We start from the raw sequence: 23039 nt of genomic DNA on the forward strand, positions 1-23039 counted from the left end.
AAAGCTTTCTGAATCATATGTTTAGGTGATGCTGCCTGAAATGTGGGCAGCATTTGCCATCTTATTGTGCGTTGCAATATAAATTGTTCAGTGCAACATTCGGCGCCGAATGACAGGCTCCGAACTCTCCATTCTCATCATCGACGAGAACCGCGTCCGCGCGGCGATCATCGAGGAGGGTTTGCGGGAGGCGGGGCATGCGCGCATCGCCATCATCTCGGAAATGTCAGGCCTGGTGCGGCGCATCGAGGACGCGGCGCCCGACGTCATCGTCATCGATCTCGAAAATCCCAACCGCGACATGCTGGAAGACCTGTTCCGCGTCTCGCGCGCGGTGCGCAAGCCCGTCGCCATGTTCGTCGACAAATCCGACACCGCCATGATCGCCGCGGCCATTGCCGCGGGCGTCTCGGCCTATGTCGTCGACGGTCTGCGCAAGGAGCGGGTGAAGGCCATACTCGATCTGGCGATCGGCCGCTTCCACGCCTTCGAGCGCATCAGGGAGGAACTCGAGACCGCCAAACAGGAGCTGAGCGATCGCAAGGTGGTGGATCGCGCCAAGGGTATTCTCATGAAAATGAAGCGGATCAGCGAGGAAGAAGCCTATTCGCTGCTGCGCCAGACGGCGATGAGCCAGAATATGCGGATCGCCAAGATCGCCGAGGGCGTGATCGCGACATCCAAAATTTTTGGGAGCGAGAGCAAATGACTTGCAAGCCTCTCATTCCGGTCCGCGCCGGTTTCCTGCCGCTGGTCGACGCCGCTCTCCTCATCGTGGCGTATGAGAAAGGCCTTGCGCGCGAGGAGGGGATCGATCTCCATCTTTCCCGCGAGACATCATGGGCGAATATCCGCGACCGCCTGTCGGTCGGGCACTTCGATGTCGCCCATATGCTGGCACCCTTGCCGATCGCGGCCAATCTTGGGCTGTCACCGCTCGATGTGCCGTTCATCGCGCCCATGGCGCTCGGCCTCGGCGGCAATGCCGTCACCGTCTCCACCCGCCTGTGGACTGCGCTCGCCGCCTCCGGTGCATCTTCGGATGGCGATCCCCTGCGGGTCGGGTCGGCGCTCGGCGCGGTCATCAGCGCGCGCCGGGACCGGGGCGAGCGGCCGCTGACTTTCGCGGTGGTGCAGAGCTTCTCCGGCCATCACTATGAATTGCGCTACTGGCTGGCGGCCTGCGGCATCGATCCCGACCGCGACATTGCCATAACAGTGGTGCCGCCGCCGCTGATGGTCGCGGCGCTCAAATCCGGCCGCATCGACGGCTATTGCGTGGGCGAGCCGTGGAACACGGCCGCCGTCCAAGACGGATCGGGCCGGATCGTCACCACCAAGTCGTCGATCTGGCGATCGAGCCCGGAGAAGGTGCTGGGCGTCACCAAGGAATGGGCGGAAGCGAATCCCGGAACTCTCGCCGGCCTGCTCCGGGCGCTGCACCGCGCCTCGTTGTGGTGCGACGACAAGAACAATGCGGCGGAGCTCGCTGCAATCCTGGCGGGGCCCTCCTATCTCGACCTGCCGGAAGCCTTGCTGCTGCCCGCCATCACCAACGAGATCGCGCTCGGCGACAGCGCGCCGAGGCGGATCGACGATTTCCTGATCTTCGCCGGCAAGGCCGCGACCTTCCCGTGGCAGAGCCACGCTTTGTGGTTCTACAGCCAGATGGTGCGCTGGGGACAGGTGACCCCGTCGGCCGAACGCATCCTGGCGGCGCGGCTCTCCTACCGCCCCGATCTCTACCGCCACGCCCTTTCCGGGCTCGGCGTCGCGATGCCGGGCGCCAGCTCCAAGATCGAAGGGGCGCTCAGCGAGCGCACTCATCTGCCGGCCTCGCGCGGACAGCTCGTCCTGGGGCCGGATGGATTTTTCGACGGCGTCATCTTCGACCCGGATCGCATCGAAGACTACATTGCCGCCGCCGGGATCCATGCCGCACTGCACAAGAATTGATCGTCTGACTGCCCATTGAGGCATCAGCGGGCATTGCGCCGTCCACGGACGATTTCGCTAAGGCCTTGATTCGCAAAGAGTCGATGAATGGCTCGCAATTGGCACGCTGTGTGCAATGTCTCCTGCATCATCATCTGCGCCCGGTGACGGGCAACCGGCAACGCCGCCGGCAAGATTTGCTCCCGGATGTACGGAGCGGGTCTTGCTGGCGGCGTTTGCTTTTGGAGCCAAGGAGACCACGGAATGACGACCAAGTCGGATAGCTCTGTCCTGTCACGGCGCAGCTTGCTCAGGAAATCAGCCGCCACGCTGGCGCTGCTCACCGCCGCCCGCGCCGCGCTGCCCAATGGCGCCTTCGCGCAAAGCCCGGGGCCGGAAGTCACCGGCGCCAAGCTCGGCTTCATCGCGCTGACCGATGCCGCGCCGCTCATCATCGCCAGGGAGAAGGGACTCTTCGCCAAGCACGGTCTGCCCGATGTCGAGGTGCTGAAGCAGGCTTCCTGGGGCGCCACGCGCGACAATCTGGTGCTCGGCAGCGAAGGCAACGGCATCGACGGCGCCCACATACTGACGCCGATGCCCTATCTGATGACGGCGGGCAGGATCACCCAGAACAACGTGCCCCTGCCGATGAAGATCCTGGCAAGGCTCAATCTCGATGCGCAGGGCATCTCGATCGCCAGCGGCTATGCGGATCTGAAGGTGGGCACCGACGCGGGCGTGCTCAGGAAGGCTTTCGCCGAGAAAAAAGCAGCGGGCGCGCCAGCCAAGGTCGCCATGACTTTCCCGGGCGGCACGCATGATCTGTGGCTGCGCTACTGGCTCGCCGCCGGCGGCATCAATCCCGATGTCGATGTCGAGACGATCGTGGTGCCGCCGCCGCAAATGGTCGCCAATATGAAAGTCGGCACCATGGACTGCTTCTGCGTCGGCGAGCCGTGGAATGCGCAGCTCGTCCAGCAGGGCATCGGCTATACCGCGGTGAACACGGCGGAGATCTGGGCCAGGCATCCCGAGAAGTCCCTCGCCTTGCGCGCCGATTTCGTCGAGAAGAATCCCAAGGCCGTGGATGCGCTGCTGATGGCGGTCATGGAAGCGCAGCAATGGTGCGATGATTTTGCCAACAAGGAGGAAATGGCCGGCATCGTCTCCAAGCGGTCGTGGTTCAACGTGCCGAAGGGCGACATCATCGGGCGCATCAAGGGCGAATATGACTATGGCAATGGCAAGGTCGTCAAAGACAGCCCACATTTCATGAAGTTCTGGCGCGATGCCGCCTCCTTCCCGTTCAAGAGCCATGACAGCTGGTTCCTCACCGAGAATATCCGCTGGGGCAAGCTCGCGCCCGAAACCGACATCAAGGCGCTGGTCGGTCAGGTGAACTGCGCCGATCTGTGGCGCAGCGCCGCCAAGACCCTGGGGGTCAGCGATATTCCGGCCTCGGACAGCCGCGGACCCGAGACCTTCTTCGACGGCAAGGTCTTCGATCCCGAGAACCCGGCGACCTATCTCGCCAGCCTCGCCATCAAGCATGTGGCCTGAGCGATGCGCACAGCCACATCGCTCGCCGAACGTCCCGGGATGCAAGCGGATACCGGACCTGCCGTCGCCGCCGCGCCGGCGACGATCGTCGCCTTTCCCTCGGCTCGCCCGCCGATCGGGGCAAAGCTCAAATCCCTGCTTGGCTTCGTCGCCGAGAGGCTGTTGCCGCCGGCGATCGTTCTCCTCGCCGTCGGCGTCATCTGGCAGCTCGTCTGCTCGGAACCGGGCGCCAGCCTGCCGCCGCCATCGCAGATCCTGAATGACAGCTGGGAGCTGATCGCCAATCCGTTCTATGACCGGGGCGGTCTCGACATGGGGCTGTTCTGGCACATCCTCGCCTCGCTGAAGCGCGTGGCGATCGGCTATGCGTTCGCCGCCGTCGTCGGTGTGGCTCTGGGCACGCTCGTCGGCCAGTCGCGGCTCGCCATGCGCGGGCTCGACCCGCTCTTCCAGGTGCTGCGCACCGTGCCGCCGCTCGCCTGGCTGCCGCTGTCGCTCGCCGCCTTCCGCGACGGCCAGCCCTCGGCGGTCTTCGTCATCTTCATCACCTCGGTGTGGCCGATCATCATCAACACCGCCGTCGGCATCCGCAATATCCCGCAGGACTACCGCAATGTGGCGCGGGTGCTCAGGCTCAACCCGCTCGAACATTTCACCAGGATCATGATCCCCGCCGCCTCGCCCTACATCTTCTCAGGCCTCAGGATCGGCATCGGCCTCTCCTGGCTCGCCATCGTCGCGGCCGAGATGCTGATCGGCGGCGTCGGCATCGGCTTCTTCATCTGGGACGCGTGGAATTCCTCGCTCATCGGCGACATCATCGTGGCGCTCGTCTATGTCGGCATCGTCGGCTTCTGCCTCGACCGGCTCGTAGCCCTTGCCGCCCATGTCATCACCCACGGCACGACCAGCAGCTGAGGCGCATCATGCACAAGCCCTATCTCTCGCTCTCTCTCGTCGGCAAGACATTCAGCCGCGGCGCCGCCACGACGGAAGTCCTGCGCGACGTATCGCTCGATGTGGCGCAAGGCGAATATGTCTCGATCATCGGACATTCCGGCTGCGGGAAGTCGACGCTGCTCAACATCATCGCCGGCCTCACCGAGGTCAGCTCGGGCGCGGTGCTGCTCGAGAACCGCGAGGTGACCGAGCCCGGTCCCGACCGCGCCGTCGTGTTCCAGAACCATTCGCTGCTGCCCTGGCTCACCGTCTATGACAATGTGAAGCTCGCGGTCGACAAGCTGTTTCGCGGGACCAAGAGTGCCGGCGAGCGGCATGAATGGACCATGTTCAGCCTCGAGCTCGTCCATATGGGCCATGCCAAGGACAAGCGCCCGGCGGAGATATCGGGCGGCATGAAGCAGCGCGTCGGCATCGCCCGCGCCCTTGCCATGGAGCCAAAGGTTCTCCTTCTCGATGAGCCCTTCGGCGCGCTCGATGCGCTGACACGGGCGCATCTGCAGGACCAGGTGATGGCGATCCATGCCAGGCTCGGCAATACGGTGATCATGATCACCCATGATGTCGATGAAGCGGTGCTGCTCTCCGACCGCATCGTGATGATGACCAACGGTCCTGCCGCCACCATCGGCGAGATATTGCCGGTGCCGCTGGCAAGGCCGCGCCAGCGCGTTCAGCTCGCGAGCGACGGCGCCTATCTCAGCTGCCGGGCCGCCGTGCTCAGGTTCCTCTATGAGCGCAACCGTTTCGTGGAGGCGGCGTGACCATGGCGCGCAAGCTCGTCATCATCGGCAACGGCATGGCGCCCGGGCGCATGCTCGAGCATCTCCTCGAAGCGGCACCGCAAGACTATCAGGTCACCATCTTCAATGCCGAGCCGCGCGTCAACTACAACCGCATCATGCTCTCGCCGGTTCTGTCCGGCGAGAAGACCTATGAGGACATCATCACCCATGACGATGCCTGGTATCAGCGCCATGGCATCACGCTCCATCGCGGCAAAAGGATCGTCGCGATCGATCGGGGCAGGAGGAAGGTTGAGGCTGAAGACGGCACGCAGGCCTCCTATGACCGCCTGGTGATCGCCACCGGCTCGGCGCCGATCGTCATCCCGGTGCCCGGCCATGATCTGCCGGGCGTCCTCACCTATCGTGATCTCGACGATGTCGACCGGATGCTCGCCGCGGCGCAGGGCGGCGGCCATGCGGTCGTCATCGGCGGCGGCTTGCTCGGCCTCGAAGCGGCGGCGGGTCTGGCCCAGCGGGGCATGAAGGTGACCGTGCTCCATCTCATGCCGACGCTGATGGAGCGCCAGCTCGATCCGGCGGCAGGGCATCTGCTGCGCGAAGCGGTCGAAGCGCGCGGCATCCGCGTCATCACCAAGGCCAACACGAAGGCCATTGTCGGCAGCGGCAAGGTCGAGGCGGTGCAGCTCGATGACGGAACCGAGCTTGCAGCCGATATCGTCGTGATGGCGGTCGGGATCAGACCAAGCACGGCGCTCGCCAAGAGCGCCGGCCTTGGCATCAATCGCGGCATCCTGGTCGATGACCAGCTCGTCACCAGCGATCCCGCCATCCAGGCGCTCGGCGAATGCGTCGAGCATCGCGGCCTTTGCTACGGGCTGGTGGCGCCGCTCTATGAAATGGCCCGCATTGCCGCCCTTCATCTCGCCGGCGATGCCACCGCCAGCTATCCGGGCTCCGTCACCTCGACCAAGCTCAAGGTCACGGGGATCGACCTCTTCTCGGCCGGCGATTTCGCCGATGCCAGGGATCGTGAAGAGATCGTGCTCAGGGACGCGGCGCGCGGCGTCTACCGGCGGCTCGTGCTCCAGGAAAACCGCATCATCGGCGCGGTGATGTATGGCGACACCGCCGATGGTCCATGGTTCTTCGATTTGTTGAGGAGAAGGGAGGATGTGGCGCCTCTGCGCGAAACGCTGATCTTTGGTCAGTCCTACGCCGGAGGCGCCCCCCTGGACCCTATGGCGGCCGTTGCAGCCTTGCCGGATGATGCGGAAATCTGCGGCTGCAACGGCATATGCAAATCCAGGATCGTCGGCACGATCGCGGAGAAGAAGCTGGCGAGCCTCGATGAGGTGCGGGCTCACACCAAAGCCTCGTCCTCCTGCGGGTCCTGCACCGGCCTCGTCGAGAAGCTGCTCAGCCTGAGCCTGGGCGACAGCTACAAGCCCGCTCTCCTCCAGCCCATGTGCTCCTGCACCGATCTCGGCCATGACGAGGTGCGCCGGCTCATCGTCGCGCAAGAGCTCAAATCCATCCAGGCGGTGATGCAGGCGCTCGAATGGAAGACATCCTGCGGCTGCGCCAAATGCCGCCCGGCGCTCAACTACTATCTCATCGCCACCTGGCCCGGCCAATATGCCGATGACGGCCAGTCGCGCTTCATCAATGAGCGCGTGCACGCCAATATCCAGAAGGACGGCACTTATTCGGTGGTGCCGCGCATGTGGGGCGGCGTCACCAGCGCGAAGGAGTTGCGCGCCCTTGCCGATGTGGTGGACAAGTTCGCGATCCCGACCGTCAAGGTCACCGGCGGGCAGCGCATCGATCTTCTCGGCGTGAAGAAGACGGACCTGCCGGCAGTGTGGGCCGATCTCGGCGAAGCGGGCCTCGTCTCCGGCCATGCCTATGGCAAGGCACTGCGCACGGTGAAGACCTGTGTGGGGAGCGAATGGTGCCGGTTCGGCACCCAGGATTCGACCGGACTCGGCATCCGCATCGAGAAATTCATGTGGGGTTCATGGACGCCGGCCAAGGTGAAGATGGCGGTTTCGGGCTGTCCGCGCAATTGCGCCGAGGCGACCTGCAAGGATGTCGGCGTCATCTGCGTCGAGTCGGGCTATGAGATCCATTTTGCCGGCGCCGCCGGGCTCGACATCAAGGGCACCGAGATCCTGACGCGGGTCAGGAGCGAGGACGAGGCGCTCGAACTCATCGTGGCGCTGGTCCAGCTCTATCGCGAGCAGGGGCGCTATCTCGAGCGCATCTACAAATGGGCGAGACGCGTCGGCATCGACACGATCAAGGCGCAAGTCTGCGATGACAGCGAGAAGCGCAAGGCGCTGTTCGATCGCTTCGTCTTCAGCCAGAAATTTGCGCAAGCTGATCCCTGGGCCGAGCGCGCCAAAGGGCGCGATGCGCATGAATTCGCGCCGCTCAGCGAGCTGCGCTTCGCGGAGGCGGCGGAATGAACGCGATGGTGGGCGAATGGGTGGATGTCGGCGCCGTCGAGGATGTGCCCTTGCGCGGCGCCCGCACGGTCGCGACCGGGCACGGCAACATCGCCGTGTTCAAGGCAGCGGACGGAACGCTCTTCGCGCTGTGGGACCGCTGCCCGCATCGCGGCGGCCCGCTGTCGCAAGGCATCATCCACGGCCATGCGGTGACCTGTCCGCTTCATAACTGGGTCATCAGCCTCGCGACCGGCAATGCCGAAGGTGCCGACAGCGGCTGCGTGCGCAAGCTGCCGCTCAAGGTCGAAGAGGGCCGTATCTGCCTCGATGCGCATGCCGTCGCTGCCGGACCCGGCGCATGAGCGCCCAGGGGCCCGTCAAGACCACATGTCCCTATTGCGGGGTCGGCTGCGGCATCATCGCGACACAGAAGGAAGATGGCGGTGTCGCGATCGCGGGCGATCCCGATCATCCCGCCAATTTCGGCCGCCTGTGCTCGAAGGGCTCGGCCCTTGGCGAGACGCTGTCGCTCGCCGGCCGGCAGCTTCATCCCCTCATCGACGGGCGGCGCGCGCCCTGGCCGGAGGCGCTGGGTCTCGTGGCGCGGAAATTCACCGAAACGATCGACGCCCATGGGCCGGACAGCGTCGCTTTCTATGTCTCGGGGCAGCTCCTCACCGAAGACTACTATGTCGCCAACAAGCTGATGAAGGGCTTTATCGGCTCGGCCAATATCGACACCAATTCGCGCCTGTGCATGGCGTCGGCCGTCGCCGGCCATGTCCGTGCCTTCGGCTCCGACACGGTTCCCGGCGCTTACGAGGACTTCGAGCTCGCCGATCTTGTCGTCCTCGTCGGATCGAACCTCGCCTGGTGCCATCCCGTCCTGTTCCAGCGCCTCATGGCGGCGCGCGAGAAACGCGGCATCAAGCTCGTCGTCATCGATCCGCGCCGCACCGCGACGGCGGAGGCCGCCGACCTGCATCTCGCCATCGAGCCGGGTGGCGACGTGGCGCTGTTCAATGGCCTGCTCCTGCATCTGTTCGCCCATGGCAAGGCCGATGCCGGCTTCGTCGCCAATCACACAGCGGGGCTCGATGCCGCTCTCGCCGCCTGCGGCTGTCCTGGCGAGCTTGCGGAGAGAACAGGATCATCGACAGCCGAGATCGAAAGCTTCTTCACCCTGTTTGCCGACCATGACAGGACCGTCACCGGCTTCTCGCAGGGCGTCAACCAGTCGTCGAGCGGCACCGACAAGGTCAATGCGATCATCAATTGCCATCTGATCACCGGCCGCATCGGCAGGCCGGGCACCGGGCCGTTCTCGCTGACCGGCCAGCCCAATGCGATGGGTGGGCGCGAAGTGGGGGGACTTGCCAATGCGCTTGCCGCCCATATGGATATCAACGATCCATGCCATCGCGCCCGCGTGGGGAAATTCTGGTCCTCGCCTTGCATTGCCGCAAGGCCCGGCCGCAAGGCGGTCGACATGTTCCGCGCGGTGCGCGACGGCCAGATCAAGGCGCTGTGGATCATGGCCACCAACCCGGCGGTCAGCATGCCGGCTTCCGATCTCATTGCCGAGGCGCTTGCGGCCTGCCCCTTCGTCGTCGTGTCGGATGTGACTGCGCAGACCGACACGGCGCGCCATGCGCATGTCTTCCTGCCCGCCGCCGCCTGGGGCGAGAAGAGCGGAACGGTGACCAATTCCGAGCGCCGCATCTCGCGCCAGCGCAATTTCCTGCCCATTCCCGGCGAGGCGCAGCCCGATTGGCGGATCATCGCCGATGTGGCGCAGCAGATGGGCTATGGCGGCTTCGACTTTGCCTCGCCGGCCGCGATCTTCCGCGAGCATGCCGCCCTCACCGGCCTTGCAAATAATGGAACGCGCGATCTCGATCTGTCGGCCTGCGCGTCCTTGAGCGATGAAAGCTATGAAGAGCTGGCGCCCTTCCAGTGGGGCAGGGCTCGTTATTTCGGCGATGGGCGGTTTTACACACAAGACAAACGCGCGCGCTTCGTGCCCACGCCCTGGCGCGATCCCGCGGCGCGGACGACGCCGGCGCGGCCTTACATCCTCAATACCGGGCGCATCCGCGATCAGTGGCATACGATGACGCGCACCGCCAAGGCGCCGCGCCTCCTGCAGCATATCGCCGAGCCATTCTGCGAGCTTCATCCCGATGATGCGGAAAAGCTTGGGCTTGCCCCGGCCTCTCTGGTCGAAGTCGCGAGCGGGGAGACCCGCATCATTGCCTGCGTGCTCCTCAATCATCGTCAGCGGCGCGGCACCGTTTTCGTGCCCATGCATTGGACCCGCGAATTTTCCGGCAACGCCGTGGTCAACCGGCTTGTCGCGGCCAACACCGATCCGGTGAGCGGCCAGCCCGAGCTCAAATGGTCTGCCGTGGCGCTGCAGCCGGTATCCACAGCCTGGTATGGCTTTGCAGTGAGCCGCGACAAGCCCCGTTGCGGCGGGCTCGATTACTGGTCGCTGGCGCCGGCGGACAAGGGCTATCGTCTCGAATGTGCCGGATTGCAGGAGCCTGAGGACTTCCCCGCCCTTCTTGCCGGCATATTCCCGTCGCGGGGCGAAATGCTGGCCTATCACGATCAGGCCGCGGGCGAGCACCGCTTTGCCCTGTTCGAGGGCGACCGGCTCGTGGCCGCCATGTTCTTCGCCAGACAGCCGGTCGGCGTGTCGCGCAGCTGGCTTGCCGCACAGCTCGGCGATGCGCCTTCAGGCAGCAATCGCCTGCGCCTGCTCGCCGGACGGGGCGGGGCGGACGGACCCGATCATGGCGCCATCATCTGCGCCTGCTTCGCGGTCGGCATAGGGCAGATCGCGGTCCTCATCGCCAGCCGCGAGGCCGCGACGGTGACGGATGTCGGCAGGCTGCTCCGGGCCGGCACCAATTGCGGATCGTGCAAACCCGAAATCGCGAGGATCATCCATGAAGCCACTGGCGCATCTGCCGTCCCATCCGGCGAACCGCATCGCAGCGCTCAAGGTTCTGCCGGTCTTCTTTGATCTAGACGGCAAGCGCGCCGTCGTGATCGGCGGCAGTGCCGCTGCCGCCTGGAAGGCCGAGCTTCTCGCCGCGGCGGGCGCCCAAGTCGAGATTTATGCCACGAAGGCGGGCGAAGAGATGCTGACCCTGGTGTCGAACGGCGCAGCCCAGGGCTCCCTCACACTCACACCCTCGAGCTGGACGGCGCAATCTTTTGCCGAAGCTGCTCTCATTGTCGCCGATGTGCCGCCGGCCGAAGCAGCGGAATTGCGCAAGGCGGCGCGGATGGCAGGTGTTCCCATCAATCTCGTCGATCGGCCGGAATTCTGCGATTTTCAGTTCGGATCCATCGTCAACCGCTCGCCGATGGTCATCGGGATCTCGACCGGAGGCGCAGCACCGGTTCTGGCGCAAATGGTCAGATCGCGCATCGAAAGCATCCTCCCGTCCTATCTCGCGAGCTGGGCCGCGATTGCCCAGCGCATCCGTTACAAGGTGAGCCAGACATTCGCGACGGCACAGGAGCGCCGCCGATACTGGGAAGGATTCGCCGTGCGGGCGATGCAAGCCCCGCCCGGCCCGGTGGATGGCGTTGAGCCGGGCACGGAGAGAGCTGAGGAGCAGGTGACGACCATCGAGGTCGACCGTGCCGACGACCTGACGCTTCGCCAGATCAGGGCATTGCAGTCAGCCGATGTAATCCATGTGAACGGCCGGTGCCCGCCGGGCCTTCTCGACTTTGCCCGGCGCGAAGCGAAACGGATCACCCATCGCGCCGGTGCTCGGAAGGTTCAAGGCGAAGGCAGCGGCAATATCGTGATCATTCGATCCTGACGGCGGTGCCGGCAGCGGTTACCATGAGCATGCTGCCATTGGAGCCGATCGTCTCATAATCGAGATCGACGCCGATGACGGCATTGGCGCCGAGCGCCGCCGCCTTGTCGGTCATCTCGCCGACCGCCGTCTGGCGCGCATCGTTCAGCACCTTCTCATAGGCCCCGGAGCGGCCGCCGACGATGTCGCGGATCGAGGCGAAGAGATCGCGGAACAGATTGGCGCCAAGGATCGCCTCGCCGGCGACGAGGCCCTTATATTCGACGATGCGGCGGCCTTCGATGGCATTGGTCGTGGTGACGAGCATAAGGGTCCTCCTTTGGGTCCGGCTGTTTAAGGTAAGGGCAGCGGAATGGGGTTTCCAGTGGCCGGACTTGCCTTTTAGGCATTCCGGGCCTATATGAGGTCAACTTAGGTTCACTCACATAGCTAGAGTTATGAGGGTGGGTCCCAGCCGGGGCCCGCCATTTTTATTACCTGAAATGACCGATCAACGACTGACGCGTGAAACAGGACCCGCTCTCAGGGTCGCCAAAGTGGTCGAGCCCGTGCTGGACGGCATGGGCTTCCGGCTGGTGCGCGTCAAGATGAGCGGCTCGACCTTGCAGATCATGGCGGAACGGCCGGACGGCTCCTTCACCATCGATGACTGCGAGCAGGCGAGCCGGGCCATTTCGCCGTTGCTCGATATCGAGGACGTCATTTCGAGCCGCTATTTCCTCGAAATGTCCTCGCCCGGCATCGACCGCCCGCTGGTGCGCGCTGAGGATTTCGAGCGCTGGGCCGGACATGAGGCCAAGATCGAGATGGCCATCCCGCAGGCCGGGCGCAAAAGGTTCCGTGGGCTTCTCGAAGGCTATGCCGATGGCGAGGTGCGCCTTTTCATCGACAATCCGGAAGGCGGGCCGGAAAAGCTTCTGATCGGGCTCACCTTCGCCGATATCGACGAAGCCAAGCTCGTGCTGACCGATAGCCTCATCGAAGCCGCGAAGACCCGCCGCGCCGGCCCCGCCATGACGGATGGCAGCGAGTGGACCGAGGGCGACGACGAGAGCGAAGAGACAACTGATTTGGACGACAGGAGACAGTGACATGGCCGAAGCCGCCGTAAGCGCCAACAGGCTCGAACTTCTACAGATCGCCGATGCGGTCGCGCGCGAGAAATCGATCGACAAATCGGTGGTCCTCGCCGCCATGGCGGAAGCGATCCAGCGCGCCGCGAAATCGCGCTATGGCGCCGAGAACAACATCGCGGCCGAGATCGATCCCAAGACCGGCGAGACGCGGCTCAACCGGCTGCTGCTCGTCGTCGAGAAGGTCGAGAACGAGGCGACCGAGATCAGCCTCGCCGAGGCGCAGCGCCGCAACCCGGCGGCGACCCTTGGTGATTCGATCGCCGATCCGCTGCCGCCGATCGAGTTCGGCCGCATCGCCGCCACCAACGCCAAGCAGGTGATCGTGCAGAAGGTGCGCGATGCCGAGCGCGAGCGCATGTATGACGAATACAAGGACCGCATCGGCGAGATCGTGCATGGCTCGGTGAAGCGCGTCGAATACGGCAATGTGATCGTCGATCTGGGCCGCGGCGAAGCGATCGTGCGGCGCGACGAGACGCTGCCGCGCGAGACTTTCCGGCCCGGCGACCGCATCCGCGCCTATGTCTATGACGTGCGCCGCGAGCAGCGCGGCCCGCAGATCTTTTTGTCACGTACGCATCCTGAGTTCATGTCGCGCCTGTTCGGCCAGGAAGTGCCGGAAATCTATGACGGCGTCGTCGAGGTGGTCTCGGTGGCGCGTGATCCGGGCTCGCGCGCCAAGATCGCGGTGCGCTCGAAGGACGGCTCGATCGATCCGGTCGGCGCCTGCGTCGGCATGCGCGGCAGCCGCGTCCAGGCGGTGGTCAACGAGCTCCAGGGCGAGAAGATCGACATCATCCCGTGGTCGGCCGATGTCGCCAATTTCGTCGTCAATGCGCTGGCCCCCGCCGAGGTGGCGAAGGTCGTGCTCGACGAAGAGGCCGAGCGCATCGAGGTCGTGGTGCCGGACGAGCAGCTGTCGCTCGCCATCGGCCGGCGCGGCCAGAATGTGCGCCTCGCCTCGCAGCTCACCGGCTGGGATATCGACATCATGACCGAGGCCGAGGAATCGGAGCGCCGCCAGAAGGAATTCGCCGAGCGCACCCAGCGCTTCGTCGAAACGCTCGATGTCGACGAGATCCTGGCCCAGCTCCTGGCGTCGGAAGGCTTCGCGACGGTCGAGGAAATCGCCTATGCCGATGCGCAGGAGATTTCGAGCCTCGAGGGCCTCGATGAGCAGACCGCGCAGGAGCTGCAGACGCGCGCCCGCGACTATCTCGACAAGATCACCGCCGAGCAGGATGCGCGGCGCAAGGAGCTGGGCGTCGCCGACGATGTCGCCGAGGTCGAGGGCGTGACCTTGCCGATGATGGTGGCGCTGGGCGAGGCCGAGGTGAAGACGGTGGAAGACCTGGCCGGCTGCGCCACCGACGATCTCATCGGCTGGACCGAGCGCAAGCAGGGCGAGACCGTCAAGCACAAGGGCGCTTTTTCCGATCTCGACGTATCGGCGGCGGAGGCCGAGGCCATCATCATGGCGGCGCGCGTCAAGGCCGGCTGGATCGAGAAGCCGGCCGAAGAAGCAGCTGAGGAAACCGCCGAAGAGGCGGGCGTGGAGGCGCAGGACGCTTGAAGCAAGCCGCGGCCGAGGAGAATGTGGCGGAGCGCATGTGCATCGTGACCCGTGAGGTGCGCGATGAGGCGCAGCTCATTCGCTTCGTGCGTGGTCCCGAAGGTGCCGTGGTCCCGGACCTCAACCGGAAGTTGCCGGGCCGGGGGGTGTGGGTCAGCCTGTCCAGGTCGCGGGTGGCCGAGGCGGTCAGGCGCCAGGCCTTCAGCCGCGGATTGGGCGAAACCAGCGCGGCCGGGCCCGATCTTCCCGATCAGGTCGGGGGGCTACTGCGCAAGGCGGCGGTTTCTTATATATCGCTTGCAAAAAAGGCTGGCGAGGCGGTCGCCGGAAACGCTAAGGTCGAGGAAATGGTGGCAGCCGGGCGGGCGCGGCTTGTCATTCATGCGCGAGAAGCAGCCCAAAACGGCCGGCAGAAGATCGACAACCTTTCGGGGCCAGGTGTAGAGACCTTGGGTTTCTTCACTTCGAGCGAATTGGATTTGGCGTTCGGCCGGACAAATGTGATACATGCGGCCGTGGCCAGAGGGGGGCTTGCTGAAAAGCTCCTGCAAGCCACGCGTCGCGCGGAAGCCTATGAAGCCTAGAGCGCTTTCCGCCAAAGTTGCTCGACTTTGGCGATAAGTAAGCGCTCCGGATAAAGTAAATCGAGCCTTTCCCGCTGGGGTCGACTTGACCCGAGCGGGAAAGGCTCTAAAGCCGACCGAAACTGGCAGGACGAATGACGGATACGAACGATACGAATGATCGCAAGCTTGGTGGCGCCGGTGGAACCGGACGCGCGCCCTTGAGCATGCGCCGCCCGGTCGAGCAGAGCCGGGTGAAGCAGAATTTCTCCCATGGCCGCACCAAGACCGTGGTGGTCGAGACGCGCCGCAAGCGTCCGGGCGGACCCGGAGGCAAGGAAGACGAGCGTCCGGCATCGGAGGCAAAGCAGCAGTTCCAGGCGCAGCCGCGTGTCGCGCAGACGGAACGTCCGCGCGTCAACGAGCAGCAGCGCTCTTCGGGCGTCGTGCTGCGTACCCTGACGCCGGAAGAGAAGGAAGCGCGTGATCGCGCCCTTGCCGATGCGCGCGTCCGCGAGGCCGAGGAGCGCAAGCGCCAGGAAGCCGAATCGCTGCGCCGCCGCGAGCAGGAAGAGCGCGACCGCAAGGAGCGCGAAGCCGCCGATCGCCGCAAGGCCGACGATGATGCGCGCCATCGCTCCGAGGAAGAAGGCCGCAAGAAGGCCGAAGAGGCAGCCAAGAAGCTGCCGGCGCAACGTCCCGTTCAGACCGCCGAGGAAGAAGAGGCAAAGGCCAAGGCGCGGCCGGGAGTGAAGCGCGAAGTGAAGGTGCCGGCGCCGGCCCGCACCAAGGGCGAAGCCGAAAAGCGTCGCGGCAAGCTCACGCTGGCCAATGCGCTCGATGAGAACGACGATCGTGCCCGCTCGATCGCCGCCTTCCGCCGCCGCACCGAGCGCCAGAAGAAGCAGGCGCAGGGCTTCCAGATGCCGACCGAGAAGATGGTGCGCGACGTCACCATCCCCGAGGCGATCACCATCCAGGAACTGGCGAACCGCATGTCGGAGCGCGCCGTCGACCTGATCAAGCTCCTGATGAAGCAGGGCCAGATGCATACGATCAACGACGTGATCGATGCCGACACGGCCCAGATCATCACCGAGGAAATGGGCCACCGGGTGCGCCGCGTCGCCGAGGCTGACGTCGTCGAGGGCCTGGCCGGCGACACCGATGCCGCGGATACGCTGAAACCGCGCGCCCCCGTCGTCACCATCATGGGCCATGTCGATCACGGCAAGACGTCGCTGCTCGACGCCATCCGCAAGACCAATGTCGTCGCCGGTGAAGCCGGTGGCATCACCCAGCATATCGGTGCCTATCAGGTCGAGACCAAGAACGGCCTCGTCACCTTCATCGATACGCCGGGCCATGAAGCCTTCACCTCGATGCGCGCCCGCGGCGCCAAGGCGACGGATATCGTCGTCCTGGTGGTCGCCGCCGATGACGGCGTCATGCCGCAGACGGCGGAAGCGATCAATCATGCGCGCGCCGCCGAAGTGCCGATCATCGTGGCGATCAACAAGATCGACAAGCCGCAGGCCAATCCCAACCGGGTGCGTACCGGCCTTCTCCAGCACGAGATCGTGGTGGAAAGCATGGGCGGCGATGTGCTCGAAATCGAGGTGTCGGCGCTGAAAGGCACCAATCTCGACAAGCTGCTCGATACGATCCTGCTGCAGGCCGAAGTGCTCGATCTCAAGGCCAATCCGGACCGCGAAGGCTCGGGCATCGTCGTCGAGGCCCAGCTCGACCGCGGCCGCGGCCCGGTCGCGACCGTGCTGGTGCAGCGCGGCACCTTGCATCTGGGCGACATCTTCGTCGCCGGCTCCGCCTGGGGGCGCGTGCGCGCGCTCATCAACGACAAGGGCGAGCACGTCAAGGAAGCCGGTCCCTCGGTTCCCGTCGAAGTGCTGGGCCTGGGTGCGGCGCCGGAAGCGGGCGATCAGTTCGTGGTCGTCGAGAACGAAGCCCGGGCGCGCGAGATCACCGATTACCGTGAGCGCAAGCGGCGCGATTCGCGCGGCGTGGCCTCCGGCCGTGCGTCGCTCGAGCAGATGATGAGCCAGCTCAAGGAAGGTGCCCGCAAGGACTTCCATGTCCTGGTCAAGGCTGACGTGCAGGGCTCGGCCGAAGCGATCGTCCAGGCCCTGGAAAAGATCGGCAATGACGAGATCGGCGCCCGCGTCATGCATTATGGCGTCGGCGGCATCAGCGAATCGGATGTGCAGCTGGCGGCGGCCTCGGGCGCCGTCATCCTCGGCTTCAATGTCCGCGCCAACGGCCAGGCCCGCGATGCGGCCGAGCGCGACGGCATCGAGATCCGCTATTACAACATCATCTACGACCTCGTTGACGACATCAAAAAGGCGATGTCGGGCCTCCTGGCACCCACCTTGCGCGAAACCTTCCTCGGTAATGCGGAGATTCTCGAGATCTTCAACATCACCAAGGTCGGCAAGGTCGCCGGCTGCCGTGTCACCGAAGGCTCGGTGCAGCGCGGCGCCAAGGTCCGTCTCATCCGCGACAACGTGGTCATCCACGAAGGCACGCTGTCGACGCTCAAGCGCTTCAAGGACGAAGTCAAGGAAGTGCAGGTCGGCCAGGAATGCGGCATGGCCTTCGAGGGCTACCAGGACATGCGGGCCAAGGACGTCATCGAATGCTTCCGGGTCGAGAAGGTGCAGCGGACGCTGGATTGAGGGATGTTAGGTCGCCATGGATGCGGCTGATTCAGGCCACCCTATCGAGGTCCGCTATCGGTTGAATGAAGATGATTTTCTGGCGCTCAACCGGCGGGCTCGTTTGCTGTTTAATCTGCGGGGCTGGGTCATTGACTGGATTGCGTGGTTGATCATCCCGGCTCTGCTCTTCTTTTTTGCGTTGTTCGATTTCAAGGATCTCGTGGTTGACTTGATCGGTAGTGTTCTTTTTGGGCTCGTTCTTGTCCCTGCTTTCCCGTTTGTGAGGCGGTACCTCGTGCGCAAACGGATGAAAGCAACCTACAAGCTATCGGATGTCCGCCTGATCGCGGAGGAGCGCAATATCCGCACGGACGATGGAGAGGTCACCGTCACCATGTCCTGGCGTTCCATAGAGCGTGGTGAGGAGACGCGAGCACATTTCTTTCTCTTCCTGACCCGGTTGCAGGCATTGATCATCCCCAAGAGGGCTTTTGCGGATGCGGGGGATGTCGTGCGTCTTCGGCATCTGATCTCGCAACAGGTCAAGGATTTCGCTCTGGTTGGTCGATCGTGAAAAATAAGCATTCCTCATCCGCTCCATCCCAACGCCAGCTCCGCGCCGGCGAGCTGATCCGCCATGCCCTGGCCGACATCCTCTTGCGCGGCGAGGTAGGCGATCCCGAACTCGACCGGCTCAAGGTGGGGGTGCATGAAGTTTCCATGTCGCCCGACCTGCGCATCGCCACCATCTTCGTCCGCCCGCTTCTCGATGGCCATAATGATCAGGCTGTAAAGGTCCTTGCCGGCCATGCCCGCTATATTCGCGGATTGTTGGCGCCGCGCATCGACATGAAGTTCATGCCCGAATTAAGGTTTCGGATCGATACCGCGGCGGATTATGCCGACAAGATCGACAGGATCCTCAAGGATCCGGCGGTGGCGCGCGATCTCGCTGAGAAGAAGTGAAGACCAAACAGGATATCCACGGCTGGATCGCGCTCGACAAGCCGGAGGGCCTGGGCTCGACCCAGGCGCTGGCCAGGGTGAAGCGGCTGTTCAACGCCAAAAAGGCCGGGCATGGGGGCACACTCGATCCGCTGGCTTCCGGCCTGCTGCCGATCGCGCTGGGCGAAGCCACCAAGACCGTCTCCTGGGCCATGGACGGCCAGAAAACCTATCAGGTGGTGGTCAGATGGGGCGAGGCGCGCAGCACCGACGATCGGGAAGGCGATATTTGCGCCGTCTCCGATCATCGTCCGAGCGATTCTGACATCGAGTCGATACTATCTCGGTTCGAAGGTGATATTGAGCAAACCCCGCCGAAATTCTCGGCCATCAAGGTGGCGGGCGAGCGTGCCTATGATCTCGCCCGGGCCGGCGAGGAGGTGGAACTGGCGGCCCGGACGGTCAGGATCGAGAAAATCGAGGTCATTGCCCGGCCCGACGCCGATCATTGTGCGTTTTCGGTCACCTGCGGCAAGGGGACCTATATCCGCTCGCTCGCCCGGGATATGGCCCTGGCGCTGGGCACGGTTGGCCATGTGGCCCGGCTGCGGCGGGTTGCCGTCGGGCCTTTTGGCGAAAATGATATGATTTCGCTGGAAAAGCTTGAGGAACTGGGCCATAAGGCGCCCGGCGACAACGCCATGGAAGGGGTTCTCCGCCCCATCGAGACCGTGCTGGACGGCATCCCGGCACTGGCCGTGAAGGACGCGGAGGCCCAACGCCTGAGACAGGGCCAATCGGTTCTGCTCAGAGGCGCAAGCGCTCCCATCGCACAAGATGCGGTCCTCGTCATGTGGGGTCAAAGACCCCTGGGGATCTGCTCTATCGAGAAGGGCTCGCTCAAGCCGAAGCGTCTGTTCAACCTGTAACCCATTTGGAGATGACCGAATGACAATGACTGCAGAGCGCAAGACCGCGCTCGTGAAAGAATATGGTACCAAAGCCGGCGACACCGGCTCACCCGAAGTGCAGGTCGCACTTCTGACCGAGCGCATCAACACGCTCACCGACCACTTCAAAGCCCACAAGAAAGACAATCACTCGCGCCGCGGCCTCCTCAAGATGGTCAGCCAGCGCCGCGGTCTGCTTGACTATCTCAAGAAGGTCGATGAAGGCCGTTATCAGTCGCTGATCAAGCGGCTCGACATCCGCCGCTGATCAAACCAGCGGCTTAATATGAGCGGGCGGATCACCGATCTGCCGCCCGCGATCCCCTAAGCGGCGTCCGGCAATAGGGCCGGCGCCAGGAGGCCCAAAGGGGATGCCGTCCACGATGTAGGTGAACGCACTTCAAGCGGCGGCGAAGGGCAATCAGGAAAATCACATGTTCAATATCGATGTTGAAGAAATCGAATGGGGCGGCAAGAAGCTGCGCCTCGAGACCGGCCGCATGGCGAGACAGGCCGATGGCGCCGTCGTCGCGACCTACGGCGAGACCACGGTGCTCGCCACCGCTGTCGCCGCCCGCTCGGAGAAGCCCGGGATCGATTTCTTCCCGCTCACCGTCAATTACCAGGAAAAGACCTACGCCGCCGGCAAGATTCCCGGCGGTTATTTCAAGCGCGAAGGCCGTCCGACCGAGCGCGAGACGCTGATCTCGCGCCTCATCGACCGGCCGATCCGGCCGCTCTTCGTCGAAGGCTTCCGCAATGAGACGCAGGTCATCGCGACCGTGCTGTCCTACGATCTCGAGAACGACTCCGACATCGTCGCTATGGTCGCCTCCTCGGCGGCGCTCACCCTTTCCGGCATTCCTTTCATGGGCCCGATCGGCGCGGCGCGCGTCGGCGTCGTCGATGGCGAGTATGTGCTCAACCCGACGATCGAGCAGATGAAGACCTCCGAGCTCGATCTCGTCGTCGCCGGCACCCAGGATGCGGTGCTGATGGTCGAATCGGAAGCCAAGGAGCTCTCGGAAGAGAAGATGCTCGGCGCCGTCATGTTCGGCCATGCGCAGTTCCAGCCGGTGCTCGAGGCGATCATCCGCCTGGCCGAGCGCTCGGCCCGCCAGCCGCGTGATTTCACGCCGCCCGACGAGGAGACGCTGTTCAACTCGGTGAAGCAGATCGCCGAGGCCGATGTGCGCTCAGCCTATGCCATCGCCAAGAAGGAAGACCGCCAGGAAGCCGTCGCCAAGGCGAAGGACAAGGTGCTGGCCGCGCTCGTCGTCGAAGGCAAGGACGACGCGCCGGAGCCAAACAAGGTGGGCCAGGCCTTCAAGCATCTCGAGAAGGATGTGGTGCGCAACAGCATCCTCGACACCGGCCATCGCATCGACGGGCGCGATCTCGTCACCGTGCGGCCGATCGTGGCGGAAGCCTCGGTGCTGCCGCGCACCCATGGCTCGGCGCTGTTCACCCGCGGCGAGACGCAGGCGCTGGTGGTCACCACGCTCGGCACCGGCGAGGACGAGCAGTATATCGACTCGCTCGAAGGGACCTACAAGGAGACCTTCATGCTGCATTACAACTTCCCGCCCTTCTCGGTCGGCGAGACGGGCCGCCTCGGCGGCGCCGGCCGGCGCGAGATCGGCCATGGCAAGCTCGCCTGGCGCGCCATCCATCCGATGCTGCCGCCGGCCGATCAGTTCCCCTATACGATCCGCGTCGTCTCGGAGATCACCGAGTCGAACGGTTCCTCGTCGATGGCCTCGGTCTGCGGCGCCTCGCTGTCGCTGATGGATGCGGGTGTGCCGCTGCGCGCGCCCGTGGCCGGCATCGCCATGGGCCTCATCAAGGAAGGCGAGCGCTTCGCGGTGCTCTCCGACATCCTGGGCGATGAGGATCATCTCGGCGACATGGACTTCAAGGTGGCCGGAACCGCCAATGGCGTGACCTCGCTGCAGATGGACATCAAGATCACCGGCATCACCGAAGACATCATGAAGACGGCGCTGTGGCAGGCCAAGGACGGCAGGCTGCACATCCTCGGCAAGATGGCGGAGGCGCTGGAGAAGGCGCGTCCGGGCCTCGGCGAGCATGCGCCGCGCATCGAGGTGATCACCATCCCGACCGACAAGATCCGCGAAGTGATCGGCACCGGCGGCAAGGTGATCCGCGAGATCGTCGAGAAGACCGGCGCCAAGATCGACATTTCCGATGACGGCACCGTCAAGGTCGCCTCGTCCTCGGGCCCCGCCATCGAGGCGGCGATGAAGTGGATCAAGTCGATCGTGTCGGAGCCGGAAGTCGGCGAGATCTATGACGGCAAGGTCGTCAAGGTCGTCGATTTCGGCGCCTTCGTGAATTTCTTCGGCGCCAAGGACGGCCTCGTCCATGTGTCGGAGCTGGCGCCGCGCCGCGTCGCCAAGGTCACCGACGTCGTCAATGAGGGCGATGCGGTGAAGGTGAAGCTGCTCGGCTTCGACAATCGCGGCAAGGTGCGCCTGTCGATGAAGCAGGTCGACCAGCAGACCGGCGAGGACCTGTCGAAGAAGCAGGCCGACGAGCAGCCGCAGGCGGAAGCCAGCGGCGAGTAAGGACTATCGCCAGATCAGGATTGAAAGGCGCGGGAAACCCCCCGCGCCTTTTTTCTGTTCGCGCAGGGAGCTCAGCGAGCCAGCCCTGACACGTCCCCTCGGGGCTCGCATATTCGCGAACCGGGGAGGAGGGGCAAGCAGGCAGGCTTGCGCTCACTCACAGCCCGGCAAATTCCACGACCAGGGCGGCGTGGTCGCTTGCTCGGGGACGGTGACGCCCAACCCCGGGCAGCCGCGGGCCCTGATAGCGCGCGGCCTCCCGGGACAGGCCCTCGCGCAGCACATCCGGGCGGGCATCAAGCCACTTTTCGGCCAAGGCAGGAGCGGCAAGCAGGTAGTCGAGACGCAAATAGCCCCCTGAAGCTGGCTCGTAATAGGTCCATCGTTCGGATTCCGGCAGCCGTTCGACCAGATCGACCGCGAAATCCCGGGTAAGCGGAGCGATGGCCGGCTCGCCGTCATGTCCCTCGTCCGGTTCGTTCAGGTCCCCGAGCACCAGCCAGAAAGCCTTATTGCCGTTCGGGAAGCGACGCTCGATCAATCGTCTTACGGCCAGGGCTTCGCGCCGACGAACCGGCCAGGTGACACGGGCATCCGGCCAGGGGGCCTTGAAGTGGCACAGGAAGATCGTCAGATCACCAATCTGCGCCATCAGGCAATCGCGACGGAATACCGGTGCGCCGGCCTTGCGGCCGGGAAGCTCTTCAAGACCGAGGTCGGCGGCGGTGAGCCCGGCGTGGCTGACCACCTCATCGACGGGCAGTCTGCTCATCAACGCAACATCGCGCCCGCCGCCGTCATTGCCGGGAAAGCAGAAGCGATACGGGTAGGCGTGCCCGCCCGCGTGGCGCAGGAGATGGTCGTGAAAGAAATCAAGCGCCTCGAGGTCGAATACTTCCTGAAGGCAGATCACGTCGGCATCGGCATGGGCCAGAACCGCAGCCGTCAGGCGGCGGTCAGCCAGGTCCAGCGCGGCGGCCTGCAACCCGCTGTCCCGGGCTGCGTCGCCATCCCGGGCGCCATCGAAGCGCGGATGTCCCATAGGGTGACGGAGGCGAAGGTTCTGGACGTTGAAGGTTGCGATGCGCATGATCTCGTGCAAGT

The 23039-nt window shown here is 64.5% G+C and carries 20 protein-coding genes; 18 read left to right on the top strand and 2 right to left on the bottom strand.

All coding sequences use genetic code 11. The features are described from left to right. The first annotated feature begins 109 nt into the window (after positions 1–109). The 9 genes from DT068_RS02680 to DT068_RS02720 all read left to right on the top strand — a co-directional run bounded on the left by DT068_RS02680 (position 110) and on the right by DT068_RS02720 (position 11502). On the top strand, positions 110–709 hold the full coding sequence (locus DT068_RS02680; RefSeq protein ID WP_119388208.1) for an ANTAR domain-containing response regulator: 600 nt from the start codon (positions 110–112) through the stop codon (positions 707–709). Next, on the top strand, positions 706–1956 hold the full coding sequence (locus tag DT068_RS02685; protein WP_119388209.1) for a CmpA/NrtA family ABC transporter substrate-binding protein: 1251 nt from the start codon (positions 706–708) through the stop codon (positions 1954–1956). The genes DT068_RS02680 and DT068_RS02685 overlap by 4 nt, the downstream gene beginning before the upstream one ends. Positions 1957–2199: 243 nt before the next feature. Beyond that, on the top strand, positions 2200–3498 hold the full coding sequence (locus tag DT068_RS02690; protein WP_119388210.1) for a CmpA/NrtA family ABC transporter substrate-binding protein: 1299 nt from the start codon (positions 2200–2202) through the stop codon (positions 3496–3498). Between the two features lie 3 nt (positions 3499–3501). After that, a complete protein-coding gene (gene ntrB, locus DT068_RS02695) occupies positions 3502–4416 on the top strand; it encodes a nitrate ABC transporter permease (protein ID WP_368904378.1) in 915 nt (304 codons plus the stop codon). An 8-nt stretch (positions 4417–4424) separates the two neighbouring features. After that, positions 4425–5222, top strand: a complete 798-nt coding sequence (locus DT068_RS02700) for an ABC transporter ATP-binding protein (protein WP_119388212.1) — start codon at positions 4425–4427, stop codon at positions 5220–5222. 2 nt (positions 5223–5224) lie between these two features. Continuing rightward, positions 5225–7675 (top strand): nitrite reductase large subunit NirB, encoded by a 2451-nt coding sequence (gene nirB / locus DT068_RS02705; RefSeq protein WP_119388213.1) that lies wholly within the window; start codon positions 5225–5227, stop codon positions 7673–7675. Beyond that, complete coding sequence (gene nirD / locus DT068_RS02710) at positions 7672–8019, top strand: nitrite reductase small subunit NirD (protein ID WP_119388214.1); 348 nt, start codon at positions 7672–7674, stop codon at positions 8017–8019. Before nirB ends, nirD begins: the two co-directional genes overlap by 4 nt. Continuing rightward, positions 8016–10688: a molybdopterin-dependent oxidoreductase gene (locus DT068_RS02715; protein ID WP_119388215.1), complete on the top strand. Its 2673-nt coding sequence runs from the start codon at positions 8016–8018 to the stop codon at positions 10686–10688. The genes nirD and DT068_RS02715 overlap by 4 nt, the downstream gene beginning before the upstream one ends. Further along, positions 10612–11502 (top strand): precorrin-2 dehydrogenase/sirohydrochlorin ferrochelatase family protein, encoded by an 891-nt coding sequence (locus DT068_RS02720; protein ID WP_162913973.1) that lies wholly within the window; start codon positions 10612–10614, stop codon positions 11500–11502. Before DT068_RS02715 ends, DT068_RS02720 begins: the two co-directional genes overlap by 77 nt. Here the strand turns inward: DT068_RS02720 and DT068_RS02725 are convergent. Next, a complete protein-coding gene (locus tag DT068_RS02725; protein ID WP_119388217.1) occupies positions 11489–11809 on the bottom strand; it encodes a heavy metal-binding domain-containing protein in 321 nt (106 codons plus the stop codon). The genes DT068_RS02720 and DT068_RS02725 overlap by 14 nt on opposite strands. 175 nt (positions 11810–11984) lie before the next feature. On the opposite strand from DT068_RS02725, the gene rimP reads away from it, so the two are divergent. The 9 genes from rimP (at position 11985) to pnp (ending at position 21935) form a co-directional block, all read left to right on the top strand. After that, entirely contained in the window at positions 11985–12593 is a 609-nt protein-coding gene (rimP, locus tag DT068_RS02730) for a ribosome maturation factor RimP (RefSeq protein ID WP_368904379.1), read from the top strand. A 1-nt stretch (position 12594) separates the two neighbouring features. Then, positions 12595–14211, top strand: coding sequence for a transcription termination factor NusA (nusA, locus tag DT068_RS02735; RefSeq protein WP_119388219.1), 1617 nt, complete (start codon positions 12595–12597; stop codon positions 14209–14211). Further along, positions 14208–14795 carry an RNA-binding protein gene (locus tag DT068_RS02740; protein WP_119388220.1) on the top strand — a complete coding sequence of 196 codons (588 nt, stop codon included), beginning with the start codon at positions 14208–14210 and terminating at the stop codon, positions 14793–14795. The genes nusA and DT068_RS02740 overlap by 4 nt, the downstream gene beginning before the upstream one ends. Before the next feature lie 134 nt (positions 14796–14929). Beyond that, positions 14930–17470 (top strand): translation initiation factor IF-2, encoded by a 2541-nt coding sequence (infB, locus tag DT068_RS02745; RefSeq protein WP_119388221.1) that lies wholly within the window; start codon positions 14930–14932, stop codon positions 17468–17470. Positions 17471–17486: 16 nt separating this feature from the next. Further along, positions 17487–18026 carry a YcxB family protein gene (locus DT068_RS02750; protein WP_119388222.1) on the top strand — a complete coding sequence of 180 codons (540 nt, stop codon included), beginning with the start codon at positions 17487–17489 and terminating at the stop codon, positions 18024–18026. Then, positions 18023–18418, top strand: coding sequence for a 30S ribosome-binding factor RbfA (gene rbfA / locus DT068_RS02755; protein WP_119388223.1), 396 nt, complete (start codon positions 18023–18025; stop codon positions 18416–18418). Before DT068_RS02750 ends, rbfA begins: the two co-directional genes overlap by 4 nt. Then, on the top strand, positions 18415–19326 hold the full coding sequence (gene truB / locus DT068_RS02760) for a tRNA pseudouridine(55) synthase TruB (RefSeq protein ID WP_119388224.1): 912 nt from the start codon (positions 18415–18417) through the stop codon (positions 19324–19326). The genes rbfA and truB overlap by 4 nt, the downstream gene beginning before the upstream one ends. A gap of 19 nt (positions 19327–19345) precedes the next feature. Continuing rightward, positions 19346–19615 (top strand): 30S ribosomal protein S15, encoded by a 270-nt coding sequence (rpsO, locus tag DT068_RS02765; RefSeq protein WP_119388225.1) that lies wholly within the window; start codon positions 19346–19348, stop codon positions 19613–19615. Positions 19616–19781: 166 nt separating this feature from the next. Then, complete coding sequence (gene pnp / locus DT068_RS02770; RefSeq protein WP_119388226.1) at positions 19782–21935, top strand: polyribonucleotide nucleotidyltransferase; 2154 nt, start codon at positions 19782–19784, stop codon at positions 21933–21935. Between the two features lie 157 nt (positions 21936–22092). Here the strand turns inward: pnp and DT068_RS02775 are convergent, their stop codons facing one another. Then, positions 22093–23025, bottom strand: coding sequence for an endonuclease/exonuclease/phosphatase family protein (locus tag DT068_RS02775; RefSeq protein WP_119388313.1), 933 nt, complete (start codon positions 23023–23025; stop codon positions 22093–22095). Between the last annotated feature and the right edge of the window lie 14 nt (positions 23026–23039).

The organism is Taklimakanibacter lacteus, from assembly GCA_003576695.1.
GTDB lineage: Bacteria > Pseudomonadota > Alphaproteobacteria > Rhizobiales > Aestuariivirgaceae > Taklimakanibacter > Taklimakanibacter lacteus.

Bases quoted from the DNA above. Each gene is read 5' to 3' on its own strand.
- DT068_RS02680 (WP_119388208.1), top strand. From the start codon at position 110: ATGACAGGCTCCGAACTCTCCATTCTCATCATCGACGAGAACCGCGTC.
- DT068_RS02685 (WP_119388209.1), top strand. From the start codon at position 706: ATGACTTGCAAGCCTCTCATTCCGGTCCGCGCCGGTTTCCTGCCGCTG.
- DT068_RS02690 (WP_119388210.1), top strand. From the start codon at position 2,200: ATGACGACCAAGTCGGATAGCTCTGTCCTGTCACGGCGCAGCTTGCTC.
- ntrB (WP_368904378.1), top strand. From the start codon at position 3,502: ATGCGCACAGCCACATCGCTCGCCGAACGTCCCGGGATGCAAGCGGAT.
- DT068_RS02700 (WP_119388212.1), top strand. From the start codon at position 4,425: ATGCACAAGCCCTATCTCTCGCTCTCTCTCGTCGGCAAGACATTCAGC.
- nirB (WP_119388213.1), top strand. From the start codon at position 5,225: ATGGCGCGCAAGCTCGTCATCATCGGCAACGGCATGGCGCCCGGGCGC.
- nirD (WP_119388214.1), top strand. From the start codon at position 7,672: ATGAACGCGATGGTGGGCGAATGGGTGGATGTCGGCGCCGTCGAGGAT.
- DT068_RS02715 (WP_119388215.1), top strand. From the start codon at position 8,016: ATGAGCGCCCAGGGGCCCGTCAAGACCACATGTCCCTATTGCGGGGTC.
- DT068_RS02720 (WP_162913973.1), top strand. From the start codon at position 10,612: ATGAAGCCACTGGCGCATCTGCCGTCCCATCCGGCGAACCGCATCGCA.
- DT068_RS02725 (WP_119388217.1), bottom strand. From the start codon at position 11,809: ATGCTCGTCACCACGACCAATGCCATCGAAGGCCGCCGCATCGTCGAA.
- rimP (WP_368904379.1), top strand. From the start codon at position 11,985: ATGACCGATCAACGACTGACGCGTGAAACAGGACCCGCTCTCAGGGTC.
- nusA (WP_119388219.1), top strand. From the start codon at position 12,595: ATGGCCGAAGCCGCCGTAAGCGCCAACAGGCTCGAACTTCTACAGATC.
- infB (WP_119388221.1), top strand. From the start codon at position 14,930: ATGACGGATACGAACGATACGAATGATCGCAAGCTTGGTGGCGCCGGT.
- DT068_RS02750 (WP_119388222.1), top strand. From the start codon at position 17,487: ATGGATGCGGCTGATTCAGGCCACCCTATCGAGGTCCGCTATCGGTTG.
- rpsO (WP_119388225.1), top strand. From the start codon at position 19,346: ATGACAATGACTGCAGAGCGCAAGACCGCGCTCGTGAAAGAATATGGT.
- pnp (WP_119388226.1), top strand. From the start codon at position 19,782: ATGTTCAATATCGATGTTGAAGAAATCGAATGGGGCGGCAAGAAGCTG.
- DT068_RS02775 (WP_119388313.1), bottom strand. From the start codon at position 23,025: ATGCGCATCGCAACCTTCAACGTCCAGAACCTTCGCCTCCGTCACCCT.